The organism is Amorphoplanes digitatis, assembly GCF_014205335.1.
Lineage (GTDB): Bacteria > Actinomycetota > Actinomycetes > Mycobacteriales > Micromonosporaceae > Actinoplanes > Actinoplanes digitatus.
Map to the genome: position 1 here is coordinate 1,250,420 of NZ_JACHNH010000001.1, position 12,040 is coordinate 1,262,459.

Below are 12,040 nucleotides of genomic sequence, written 5' to 3' on the forward strand. Positions count from 1 at the left end.
GGGGCATGCTGCCCGGTCCGCGCGCGTTGCTCCTCGACTTCGGCGGGGTGCTCGCCGACGCACCACGCCGGCACCCGGCCCCACCCGGGCTGGTCCTGCGCCTCGGCGGCCTGACCGGCGGTGCGCTGGAACCCGGCGAGATCGAACGGTCGCTGGTCGCGGGCGCCACCGCGTACGCGGCGTGGCGCGACGAGGACCACCCGGACGAGCTGACCCACGCCGAGGCCTGGGGGCGGTTCGTCACGACGGGCTGGCCCGGCGCGGCCCGGGAGGCCGTACGCCGGCGTGCGACGGGCCTGAGCTACGACTGGACCTGGTCGCCGGAGTGGGCGCTGCGCCCCGGCATCCCGGAGGCGCTGCACGCGGCCCGCGCGGCGGGCCTGCCGATGGCGGTGGTCAGCAACACGCTGTGCGGCGCGGCGCACCGGGACTTCCTGGCCGGCGCCGGGGTCGGCGGGCTGTTCGCGGCGCAGATCTACAGCGACGAGGCCGGCGTCCGCAAGCCGAACCCGGAGATGATCCGGCGGGCCGCCCGGCGGCTGCGGGTACCGGCCGAGGAGTGCTGGTTCGTCGGCGACAGCCGGCAGCGCGACATCGCCTGCGCCCGGCGCGCCGGCGTGACCGCGGCGATCCTGATGCGCTCGCCGCGCACCGACCGGGAGGGCGCGGCGGGGCGACCGGAGCCGGACGCCTTCGTCGAGGACGGCTTCGGCCTGCGCGACCTGCTCCGCGCCGCGGCCCCGCCGCCCGGCCGTCCTCCGGCTGCTTCGAGGTGAGCGGGCCCGCGACCGGGTCGGTCGGTCAGCCCGGCTACTCAGGGTGAGCGGCCCGTGGCCGGGTCGGTCGATCAGCCGGGGGCGACGGCAAAGCGGACCTTGGCGCCCGGGCGGGCCTGCGCGGCCAGGTCGGCCGCCGCCGGGGTCAGGACCGCGATCACCGGATAGCCGCCGGTGACCGGATGGTCGGACTGGAAGATGATCGGCTGCCCGTCGGGCGGCACCTGGATCGCGCCGCGGACCACGCCCTCGCTGGGCAGCTCCGCGGTGCGGGAGCGGGACAGCGCGGGCCCGGTGAGGCGCAGCCCGACCGAGTCGGAGGCGGGGGAGACGGTGAACTCCGCGCTCAGGAGGGTCTCGAGGGCCACCGCGGTGAACCAGTCGTCGCGCGGCCCGATATCGACCTCCCACGGTTCGCCGGCGGGCGGGGTCGCGCCGCGCGCGGACGCGGTGCCGGTACCGCGGCCGCCGGGCGGCGCCGTGCCGATCGGCAGCACGTCGCCGGCGGCCGGCCGGGGCGGGCCGATGCCGGTCAACCGGTCCGTCGAGCGCGAGCCCAGGACCGGCGGGACGGCGAAGCCGCCGCGTACCGCGAGGTAGCTGCGCAGGCCCCGGCGCGGCATCGTCACGGTGACCTCGGCGCCGGCCGGCACCTCGACGACCTCCTCGACCCCCGCGTGGTCGCCGCCGACCGAGAGGACGGCGTCGGTGCCGGTCAGCACGGCGGTGGCCGGCGAGTCGAAGCGGACCCGCAGGCCGCCGAGGGTGCACTCCAGCACGGCCGCGTCCGGCGAGTTTCCGACCAGGGCGTTCGCGCGGGCGCGGGCCGACCGGTCGACGGCACCCGACGGTGCGACGCCCTGGCCGGCGTGGCCGGCCCGGCCGCGGTCCTTCAGCACGGTCAGCGGGCCGGGCCGCAGGACGGTCACGGTCATCGCTGAGCCTTTTCAACGTGGCCGGGGCGGCAGCTCCCGGCGGCGGTCGGCGGCGCGGAGACCTCTGGCCCGAGGCCACGGGGAAGATTGCTCACTGCACCGCCCTGAACGTCACCCTGACGCCGGGTGTGAGCAGGGCCGGCTCCGGGCGGTCGAGGTCCCACATGCGCTCGGTGGTGCTGCCGATCAACTGCCAGCCGCCGGGGCTGTCGTTCGGGTAGACGCCGGAGAACCGGCCGGCCAGCCCGACAGAGCCCGCCGGTATCCGGGTGCGCGGCGAGTCGCGCCGCGGCACGTCGAGGCGGGGATCGCCGCCGGTCAGGTAGCCGAAGCCCGGTGCGAAGCCGGCGAACGCCACGGTCCACGCCGACCCGGTGTGCAGGGCGACCACCGCCTCCCGGGTCAGGCCGGTGTGCTCGGCCACGTCGTCCAGGTCGGGGCCGTCGTAGCGCACCGGAATCTCGACCGTCCCGGCGCCGGCCGGGTCCGCGCCGCCGACGGGCAGCCCGGCGGTCGCCCGCTCGACCGCCGCCGGTGACGTGACGGCCGGGTCGAGGTGGATCAGCACCGTCCGGGCCGCGGGTACCAGGTCGACCACGCCGTGCAGGCCGGCCGAGCGCAGGGCCGCGTACAGCGAGAGGGCGGCGGGCAGGTCGTCGACCTCGACCAGCACGGCCTCGCGGCCGCAGCGGAGAAATCTCATGACGCCGCGGCCGCGAAGGCGGCGATCTCCACGCCGGCGCCGGCGAGGGCGTCGTGCACCGCACGGGCCATCTCGACCGCGCCCGGCGAGTCGCCGTGCACGCAGATCGAGTCGGCCTCGATCTTGATCACGCTGCCGTCGACCGCGACGAGCGTGTGATCGGTCACCAGCCGGAGCATCCGTTCGGCGACCTCGGCGGGGTCGTGCAGCAGCGCGCCCGGCTCGCGGCGCGGCACCAGCGTGCCGTCCGGGCGGTAGCCGCGGTCTGCGAAGGCCTCGCGGACGACCCGCAGGCCGGCCTCGTGGGCGAGGCGCAGGAAGACCGAGCCCGGCAGGCCGAGGACCGGCAGGTCCGGGTCGTAGCGGCGGACGGCGTCGATCACCGCGGCCGCCTGCCCCTCGTGGTGCACGATCGCGTTGTACAGCGCGCCGTGCGGCTTGACGTAGAGCACCCGGTCGCCGGCCGCCCGGGCCAGCCCGTCCAGGGCGCCGAGCTGGTAGATCACGTCCGCGACCAGGTCGGCGGTCTCGTAGTCGATGAAGCGCCGGCCGAAGCCGGGCAGGTCCCGGTAGCCGACCTGCGCCCCGATGACCACGCCCTTGGAGACCGCCCGTTCACACACCTCGAGCAGGGTCCGCGGGTCGCCGGCGTGGAACCCGCAGGCGATGTTGGCGCTGCTCACCACGTCGGTCATGGCCTCGTCGTCGCCGAGCCGCCAGGCGCCGAAGCCCTCGCCGAGATCGCTGTTGAGGTCCATGGCGCTCCTCGATCGGGACGGTTCGGGCGAAGGGCAGCACCGACGTTACCGGGGGTGGATGACCACCTGCCAGACGCTCGTCCGGCGTACCGCCACGCTCTCCAGCGCCTCGATCACGGGCACGTCGTAGGTGCTGCGCAGGATCATCGCCTCGATCGGCAGGTATGCCCGCCCCGGGTCGCCGACCAGCACCAGCGCGCCCCGGCCCGCGGCCCGCCGCAGGAACGGAAGCACCCGGCCGGCCATCTCGCGGCTGTAGAAGACGTCGCCGGCCAGGATCACGTCGGCCTCTGCGTACCCGTCCTCCAACAGATCTCCCTCGACGGTCCGGACCTCGACGCCGTTGGCCTGCGCGTTGGCCTCGGCGGCCGCGAGCGAGAGCGGATCGATGTCGTTCGCCGTCACCGGCCGCGCCCCGGCGCGGGCGGCGGCGACCGCGACCAGGCCCGAGCCGGTCGCCAGGTCGAGCACGGACCGGCCGGCGACCAGATCCGGGTCGTCGAGCACGTGCCGGGCCAGCGCCTGGCCGCCGGCCCACGCGAACGCCCAGAACGGCGGAGGCTGCTCGGCGCCGGCCGCCTCCGTCCGCTCCCAGAGCTCGATCGGCTCCTCGGCCTGGTGCAGGACGAGTTCGGGAAGGAAGGGCACGGGCGCGAGTCGCGTGTTGGAGCGCACGAAGTCGGTGGACACACACCGATTCTGCTCAGTTGACCGTGGCGGGGACCGATCAGGGGGCAGCGTCGGAAGGATTTTCGGGAGAGGAGCCGCATGCCGACCAAACTCGCGGCCGCTCTCTTCGGCACCGGCATGGTCTCGCTCGGCGTGGCCTACCACGCGGTACCGGCCTGGCAACTGCCCCTGCTCCTGCTCGCCGGCCTCGCCGCGATCCTGATGATCACCGTCGGCATCCGGCGGCACCGGCCCGACTCGCGCGTGCCCTGGCACCTGCTCGCCGTCGCGGTCGCCCTCTCGGCGATCGGCACGACCGCCAGCAGGGCGGGCCCCGCGGCCGAGCGCGTTCTCGCGAGCCTGGACGAGATCGGCGTCGGCATCATGCTCGCGGCCCGCCCGCTGCTGGCGGTGACGCTGTTCTGGTTCGTCCGGCTGCGCACCGGCGGTCGGCGCGACCGGGGCGGCCTGCTCGACGCGCTCACCCTCACCTCCGGCATGGCCCTGCTGGCCTGGACGTTCGTGATCGGCCCGTACCTGCGCCACGCCGACCTGTCGGCGGACGAGGCGTGGGTCACCATGGCGTTCGCGGTCGGCGACCTGGTCTGCCTGGCCCTGCTGACCCGGCTGCTCACCACGCCGGGGCGGGGCGGCCGGGCCGCGCTGTGGCTGGCCGGCGGCATCCTGGCGCTGCTCCTGACCGACGTCGTGACCCTTGTCTCCTTCCGCGAGGACGTCGCGTTCCTGTCCGCCTTCGGGCGGATACCCCTGTACGCGGCCGCCGGCCTCGCCGCCATGAGCGCGTCGATGACCGAGCTGACCCGGCCCGCCGCGGCGCCCTCCGCCGAGCTCGGCCGGGTCCGGCTGGCGCTGCTGGCGCTGGCCTCCCTTGCCGCGCCCGCCGTGCTGGTGTTCCAGGCCCGCGTCGACGGCGGGGTGTTCGACCTCAACGTGGTCGCGGTGCTGAGCGCCTGCACGTTCCTGCTGGTCCTGGCCCGGATGGCGGGCGTCATGGCCAGCCATCGGCAGGCCATGGCCCGCGAGCGCGGGCTGCGCGGCGCCTCGGCCGCGCTGGTCTCGGCGGCCGACGCCGACGAGGTCGGCGACGCGGTCCGCACGGCGGTGGCCCAGCTGCTGCCCGCGGACGTGCCGCACAAGGTGGTGCTCGCCATGGCGTTCACCGAACCCGAGCAGCCGGTATCGCCCGAGGCGGCGGCGCAGTCCGCACACGACCGCAGCACGGGCACGACCGCCCGTCTGGTCGCCACCCGCGAGGTCGACTGGGCCGTCGCGGTCCGGCTGACCCAGTTCAACACGGTGCTGCGCTGCCCGCTGGTGCTCAAGGACCGCCCGACCGGCGACCCGCTGGTCGGCGTGCTGCACGTCGGCGGTCCGTCCTGGGCCCTGCGCGGCCTCCAGCGGACGCTGGAGGTGCTGGCCACCCAGATCGCGCTCGCCCTGGAGCGGATCGCGCTGAGCGAGGAGGTGACCAGGCGCAACAGCGAGACCTACTTCCGCACCCTGGTGCAGAACACCTCCGACGTCATCCTGATCGTCGACGACGAGGACCGGGTGCGGTACGCCAGCCCGTCCGCCGTACAGGTGCTCGGCGCCGAGCCGGTCGGCGTACGCCTGCCGGACATCATCCACCCGGGCGACCGGCTCCGGCTGGCCGACGTGCTGGCCTCCGTGCGCGGCGGCGCGGGCACCCAGCAGGGGCTCGACTTCCGGGCGGTGGGGCGCCGGCGCACCGAGGTGATGCTGGAGATGCACTGCCGGGACCTGCGCGCGGATCAGACCGTCGCCGGGCTGGTCGTCACCCTGCGTGATGTCACCGAGCGCCGTCAGCTCGAGCGCGAGCTCACCCACCAGGCGTTCCACGACTCGCTGACCGGCCTGGCCAACCGGGTCCTCTTCGCCGACCGGCTACAGCACGCGCTGGCCCGCGGCGTCCGCGACAGCGCGGTGGTCGGCGTGCTCTTCATCGACCTGGACGACTTCAAGATCATCAATGACACGCTCGGTCACGCGGTCGGCGACCAGTTGCTGATCGCCGTCGCCGCGCGGATCGCCGGCGCGCTGCGTGCTGACGACACCGCCGCCCGGCTCGGCGGCGACGAGTTCGCCGCGCTGGTGGAGAACGTGCAGGACCCCGGCGCGGTCGAGGAGACCGCCACCCGGATCCTGGCCGCGCTGGCCGAGCCGATCGTCATCGACGGCGAATCGCTCCAGGCGATGGCCAGCATCGGCATCACCACCACGCCCGAGGCGGACACCGCCGACGCGCTGCTGCGCCAGGCCGACCTCGCGCTGTACGTGGCCAAGGGCGCCGGCAAGAACCAGTGGCGGCGCTACCAGTCGCACCTGCACGACGTCATGGTGCAGCGGCTCGAGCTGCGCTCCGCGCTGGACCACGCCGTCAACGAGGGGCACTTCCTGCTCCAGTACCAGCCCATCGTCGACCTGGAGACCGACGAGGCGGTCGGCTTCGAGGCGCTGGTGCGCTGGCACCACCCGTCCCGCGGTGTCATCGCGCCGGACCAGTTCATCGAGGTGGCCGAGGAGAGCGGGCTCATCGTGCCGATGGGCCGCTGGGTGCTGGACCAGGCGCTGCACACCGTGGCGCAGTGGCGGCGCATCCTGCCGCGCGCCCGGCAGCCGTACGTGAGCGTCAACGTCTCGGTACGGCAGTTCCGCCAGCAGGGCTTCGTCGATCAGGTCAGGGCCTCGCTCGACTACGCCGGGGTGCCGCCGCAGGCGCTGATGCTGGAGATCACCGAGACCCTGCTGATGGGCGACGACGAGCAGATCTGGGCCGACCTCGCCGTGTTGCAGGACCTCGGCGTGCGGATCGCGATCGACGACTTCGGCACCGGCTACTCGTCGCTGAGCTACCTGCGGCAGCGGCCGATCGACGTCCTGAAGATCGACAAGACGTTCATCGACGACATGATCGGCAGCGCGCAGCAGCATGCGCTGGTCGCGGGCATCGTGAGCCTGGCGCAGACGCTGAATCTGACGGTGGTGGCCGAGGGCATCGAGGACGCGACGCACCGGCAGATGCTGGCGCAGCTGGGCTGCCCGCTGGGCCAGGGTTACTACTACTCGGCGCCGCTCGACCCGACCGAGGCGCTGGCCTGGCTGCGCGCACCTATGCCACTCGCCGCCGCCTGACCGGTCTGAGCAATCAAAAGTCCGAGTTTTACGTTGGATCGTATTAAATCCGCAAACGCGAGAAAAAGTCCGAAGCGGGGGTCAGTATTTCGGGTGACAGATCCTCACCTGAAAGGACATATCATGCGACGTACTGGCCTTCTTCTCGCCGGTGCCCTTCTAGCAACCGGTACGGGCCTCGCCATCTCGGCACCCGCGTCGGCTACTCCTGCAAGCGGCTCCGCCGTTGCCAGCAGTGCCTACTACCCCGGTGACTGGTACTGGGACAATGGCAACGACTGCTGGTACGGCATCTACGGCGGCTACAACTACTACCGCCCGTGGTACGGGGTGGGCAATCCCTGGGGTGTCTACGGCGGAGCTTACGGCGGCCTCTGGGGTGGCGGTGTCGGTGTCGGTGTCGGTGTCGGCATCTATTGACGGTCGTCTGTAGCGGATCGCCCTGTCGGGGCACCCTCAGAGGCGCCCCGGTTGATCCCTGTCTGAAACGGATCGCTGACCCGGGCACCGATCGCGGAGCTTTCCGCGGCGGTGTCCGGGTCGGTCCTGTTTCCCCGAAAATTGCTCATTGTCGTGCGGCCGCCGCCTACCGGGCGCGGGCCGCCTTGCCGGCGTAGGCGCGGTCGACGATCTGCGGCAGGGCGCTCGCCGCCGCGATCGCGAGGCGGTAGCGCAGCGGCACCACGATGCGCCGCCGCGGCCGGCGCAGCGCCCGCTCGATCGCGTCGACCACGATCTCCGGACCCGGCAGCCGGCTCTTGCGGTGGGCTGTCAGCTCCGTCGCGATGTATCCCGGCTCGATCAGGGTGACGCCGATGCCGGTGCCGGCGAGCTCCCGGCGTACCGAGTCGGTCATGCCGCGCAGCGCGAACTTCGTCGCCGAGTAGGCGCCGCTGATGCCGATCTCGCCGGCCACCGAGCCGATGTTGATGATCGAACCGGATCCGGCCGCCCGCATCGACGGGACCACCGCGCGCATGAGCCGGATCGGCGCCTGCAGGTTCACGTCGACCATGGCGGTGACCGTCGCGTCGTCGGTCAGCACCGACGACGCCCCGCCGAGGCCCGCGTTGTTGATCAGCACGTCGACCGTGCCGGCCTTCTCGACCAGGGCGGTGATCTGCGCCGGGTCGGCGAGGTCGGTCGGCACGGGCAGGGCGGTGCCGCCGTTCGCCTCGATCTGGGCGGCCACCTCCGCCAGCTCCGAGCCGCGCCGGGCCGCGAGCACGACCGTCGTGCCCGGCCGGCCCAGCCGCAGCGCGGTGGCGCGGCCGATGCCGCTGGAAGCGCCCGTGATGATGACGACCGGCATGTCCATACCTCCCATAAAGCGGAATATCGGCGCCGCCGGTGGGCGGCGACGCCGATATTCCGGTGCTGGGTGAATCTATCGCTTGCTGTGGTACGCCTCGACGATGGAGCTCGGGATCCGGCCGCGCTCGGAAACCTCGTAGCCGTTCTTGCTCGCCCACTCGCGAATGGCCTGATTCTGGTCGCGGCTGGCCCGGCCGGTGCTCACCGGTGCGGCCCCGCGCCGGGCGGCCCGGGCCTCGACGCCCGAGCGGCCGATGCGGGTGGCGACCGCCAGGTAGGGGTCGAGCGCCTTACGCAGCTTGCCGGCGTTCTTTTCCGACAGGTCAATCGTGTAGTTCACACCGTCGAGTCCGAACTCGACGGTGCGGTCGGCCTCGCCGCCGTCGAGGTCATCGGTCAGAAGGGTAATTACCTGCTTGGCCATGATGTGGTTGCTCCCGTGACGGTGCCATTGTCTTAAGAATTCCTGCGCATTCATTCTGTCCTTGAATGATGTCGAGTGCAAATTGTCCGGCCTGCATGTCGCGAACGTCATCCGCCGCATTCGGGCGACCGGCCACCGGCCGCGCGCCCGTAATCGGGCCCGGGGCGGCCGTCACCTCGACGCATGTCCGAAACTTTCCCGCAACACTTCTCATGCCTATCAATCTGTTGTAGCGTGCGTGGGAGCGCTCCCATAGCCCCTACCCCCAGGGGTTCCCCCACCACCCAGGAGCAGTCATGAGACGCGCCATCCGCGCCATCACGGCGGCCGCTCTGCTCGCCGCGGGCTCGATCACCACATTCGTGGTCGCCGGTCCCGCGCACGCCGACACGCAAATCTGCGAGCAGTACGGGTCCACCACGATCGGCGGCCGTTACACCGTGATGAACAACCGCTGGGGCACCTCCGCGGAACAGTGCATCAATGTCACTGGCAGCGGTTTCTCGATCACCCGACAGCAGGGCGTCGGCAACACGAGCGGGGCGCCGGTGTCCTACCCGGCGGTCTACCTCGGCTGCCATTACACGAACTGTTCTCCCGGTTCCAACCTGCCGATGCAGGTCAGCTCGATCAGCAGCGCGAACAGCAGCATCGGCTACACCTATGTATCCGGTGCCACCTATGACGCCGCCTATGACATCTGGCTGGACCCGTCGCCCCGCAAGGACGGCGTCAACGCCATGGAGATCATGATCTGGTTCAACCGGCAGGGCTCGATCCAGCCGATCGGCTCCGCCATCGGCAACACCACGATCGGCGGCCGCACCTGGCAGGTCTGGCAGGGCAGCAACGGCTCCAACAACGTCATCTCGTACGTGGCACCGTCGGCGATCACCAGCTGGAACTTCAGCGTGCTGGACTTCATCAACGACGTGAGGAACCGCGGCGCGATCACCAACTCCTGGTACCTGACCAGCATCCAGGCCGGATTCGAGCCGTGGATCGGCGGCGCGGGCCTTGCCGTCACCAGCTTCTCGGCGACGGTCAACGGCGGCGGCCCGACCACTCCGCCGACCACGCCCCCGACCACGCCACCGACCACTCCGCCCACCGGCGGCACCTCGGCCTGCCGGGTCACCTACGCGGCGGACTCGTGGAACAACGGCTTCGTCGCCAACGTGACGGTCGGCAACACCGGCAGCGCCGCGATCAACGGCTGGACGCTCGGCTTCACGCTCCCCAGCGGCCAGGCGATCACCAACTCCTGGAACGCGACGCTCTCCGGCACCGGCGGCGCGCTGACCGCCCGCAACGTCGCCTTCAACGGCAGCATCCCGGCCGGCGGCAGCGCGTCCTTCGGCTTCCAGGGCACCTACAGCGGCGGCTTCGCCACCCCGTCCACCTTCACCCTCAACGGAGCGACCTGCACCCGCGCCTAGCGGTACCGCTCACCGAACGGCCCCGCCTCGTCATCGATCAACCCGATGGCGGGGCGGCTGGCATGTGCGTCCGCGCCGTCGGCCAACCCGGCGGCGCGGGTGGCCGGCACACTCCCGGCTGATTCACGCCGCCGCCGGTCGACCCCGGCGGCGGCGCGTCAGGTCGCCGGCGGGGCGGTCGGCAGGATGCGCAGCGCCGCCGGCGCGTGCGCGGGCACGGCGGGGGAGCGCGGCGCGACCGGCGCGAGCCGTCGATAGTCCGCGCCCGGCGCCGGGCGTGCGTCGGCCTCGCCGGCGTTGGGCCACAGCGACATCGCCCGCTCCGCCAGCGCCGTGATGGTCAGCGAGGGGTTCACGCCGAGGTTCGCCGGGATCACCGAGCCGTCCACGACGTGCAGCCCCTCGTAGCCGTATACGCGCTGGTACGGGTCGACAACGCCGGTCTCGGGGGAGTCGCCGATCGTGACGCCGCCCAGGATGTGCGCGGTCATCGGGATGTCGAAGACGTCGCCGATCGCGCCGCCCGGGTGGCCGCCGATCTTCTTGGCCATCCGGCGCACCGCCTCGTGGCCGACCGGGATCCAGGTCGGGTTGGCCGGCCCGTGTCCCGGCCCGGTGGTGAGCCGCCCGCGGCGCGTTCTGCGTACCGTCAGGGAGTTGTCCAGGGTCTGCATGACCAGCGCGATGATGGTCTTGTCGGACCACCGCCGGTTGGAGAGCGAGCGCAGCAGCAGGCCCGGGTGGCGCAGCGCCTGGCCGAGGAAGCGGACCGGCCGCGGCACTCTTCCGCCGCCGTCGACGAGCAGGGTCGTGAGCAGGCCCATGGCGTTGCTTCCGGGGCCGTAGCGGACCGGCTCGATGTGGGTGTCGGCGTCCGGGTGGAAGCTCGACGTGATGGCGACCCCGGCGGAGAACGGCTTCTCCGGCACCTTCAGCGCCTGCGCGCCGAGCAGCGCCTCCGAGTTGGTCCGGGTCAGGGCACCGAGCCGGGCGGACAGCCTCGGCAGCACGCCGGTGTCCCGCATGGCGTGCAGCAGCCGCTGGGTGCCGAGCGCCCCGGCGGAGAGCACGACCTGCCGCGCGGTGAAGCTGCCCTTGGACGTCGTCAGCAGCCAGCCGCCGTCGACCGGGCGCAGCGCCTTGACCGTGGTCTCCGGGTGTATGACCGCGCCGGCCCGCTCGGCCAGGTAGAGATAGTTCAGGTCCAGCCGGTTCTTCGCGCCGGTGCGGCAGCCGATCATGCAGTCGCCGCACTCGGTGCACCCCGTCCGCTCGGGACCGGCACCGCCGAAGTAGGGATCCGGCACCGTCTTGCCGGGCTCGCCGAAGAAGACACCCACCGGGGTACGGCGGAACGTGCCGCCGACGCCCATGTCCTCGGCGACCGACTTGACCACCTCGTCGGAGGGCGTCATCGACGGCTGGACCGTGACGCCCAGCATCCTGGTCGCCTGCGCGTAGTGCGGCTCGAGCTCGGCGGCCCAGTCGGTGATCCCGGACCAGCGCGGGTCGGCGAAGAACGGGGCGGGTGGCTGGTAGAGCGTGTTCGCGTACACCAGCGAGCCGCCGCCGACGCCGGCCGCGGAGAGCACCACGATGTCCTTGAGCAGCGTGATCCGCTGGATGCCGCGCAGGCCGAGCGCGGGCGCCCAGAGGAACGCCCGCAGGTCCCAGGACGTCTTCGGCAGCGTCTGCGGTGTGTAGCGCCGGCCGGCCTCGAGCACGCCGACCCGGTAGCCCTTCTCCGTCAGCCGCAGCGCCGTGACGCTGCCGCCGAAACCGCTGCCCACGACGACGATGTCGTAGTTCGTCATGCCGCCCACCTCATCACGTGGAACGGCGCCAGGC

General features: G+C 72.6%; 11 protein-coding genes. 4 read left to right on the forward strand and 7 right to left on the reverse strand.

Going from position 1 to position 12,040, the window contains the following annotated elements:
- Positions 1–5: 5 nt before the first annotated feature.
- Positions 6–776 (forward strand): HAD family hydrolase, encoded by a 771-nt coding sequence (locus BJ971_RS05820; protein WP_184990510.1) that lies wholly within the window; start codon positions 6–8, stop codon positions 774–776.
- A 71-nt stretch (positions 777–847) separates the two neighbouring features.
- Here BJ971_RS05820 and BJ971_RS05825 read toward each other — a convergent pair whose 3' ends face one another.
- From BJ971_RS05825 to BJ971_RS05840, 4 genes are all read right to left on the reverse strand, one after another.
- On the reverse strand, positions 848–1,711 hold the full coding sequence (locus BJ971_RS05825) for a 5-oxoprolinase subunit C family protein (RefSeq protein WP_184990512.1): 864 nt from the start codon (positions 1,709–1,711) through the stop codon (positions 848–850).
- A 91-nt stretch (positions 1,712–1,802) separates the two neighbouring features.
- Positions 1,803–2,414, reverse strand: coding sequence for a 5-oxoprolinase subunit B family protein (locus BJ971_RS05830; protein ID WP_184990514.1), 612 nt, complete (start codon positions 2,412–2,414; stop codon positions 1,803–1,805).
- Positions 2,411–3,172: a LamB/YcsF family protein gene (locus tag BJ971_RS05835; protein ID WP_184990516.1), complete on the reverse strand. Its 762-nt coding sequence runs from the start codon at positions 3,170–3,172 to the stop codon at positions 2,411–2,413. The genes BJ971_RS05830 and BJ971_RS05835 overlap by 4 nt, the downstream gene beginning before the upstream one ends.
- Before the next feature lie 45 nt (positions 3,173–3,217).
- A complete protein-coding gene (locus BJ971_RS05840) occupies positions 3,218–3,862 on the reverse strand; it encodes a class I SAM-dependent methyltransferase (RefSeq protein ID WP_184990518.1) in 645 nt (214 codons plus the stop codon).
- Between the two features lie 78 nt (positions 3,863–3,940).
- Between BJ971_RS05840 and BJ971_RS05845 the strand changes: the two genes are divergently transcribed.
- A complete protein-coding gene (locus BJ971_RS05845; RefSeq protein ID WP_184990520.1) occupies positions 3,941–7,015 on the forward strand; it encodes a putative bifunctional diguanylate cyclase/phosphodiesterase in 3,075 nt (1,024 codons plus the stop codon).
- A 123-nt stretch (positions 7,016–7,138) separates the two neighbouring features.
- The gene (locus BJ971_RS05850) at positions 7,139–7,435 is read left to right on the forward strand and encodes a hypothetical protein (protein WP_184990522.1); all 297 of its coding nucleotides are present in this window, start codon (positions 7,139–7,141) and stop codon (positions 7,433–7,435) included.
- A 166-nt stretch (positions 7,436–7,601) separates the two neighbouring features.
- Here the strand turns inward: BJ971_RS05850 and BJ971_RS05855 are convergent, their stop codons facing one another.
- Positions 7,602–8,327, reverse strand: a complete 726-nt coding sequence (locus BJ971_RS05855) for an SDR family NAD(P)-dependent oxidoreductase (RefSeq protein WP_203709765.1) — start codon at positions 8,325–8,327, stop codon at positions 7,602–7,604.
- A 75-nt stretch (positions 8,328–8,402) separates the two neighbouring features.
- On the reverse strand, positions 8,403–8,753 hold the full coding sequence (locus tag BJ971_RS05860) for a histone-like nucleoid-structuring protein Lsr2 (protein WP_184990526.1): 351 nt from the start codon (positions 8,751–8,753) through the stop codon (positions 8,403–8,405).
- A gap of 296 nt (positions 8,754–9,049) precedes the next feature.
- On the opposite strand from BJ971_RS05860, the gene BJ971_RS05865 reads away from it, so the two are divergent.
- On the forward strand, positions 9,050–10,192 hold the full coding sequence (locus BJ971_RS05865) for a glycoside hydrolase family 12 protein (protein ID WP_184990527.1): 1,143 nt from the start codon (positions 9,050–9,052) through the stop codon (positions 10,190–10,192).
- A gap of 158 nt (positions 10,193–10,350) precedes the next feature.
- Here BJ971_RS05865 and BJ971_RS05870 read toward each other — a convergent pair whose 3' ends face one another.
- A complete protein-coding gene (locus BJ971_RS05870; protein WP_184990528.1) occupies positions 10,351–12,006 on the reverse strand; it encodes a GMC oxidoreductase in 1,656 nt (551 codons plus the stop codon).
- Positions 12,007–12,040: the final 34 nt, after the last annotated feature.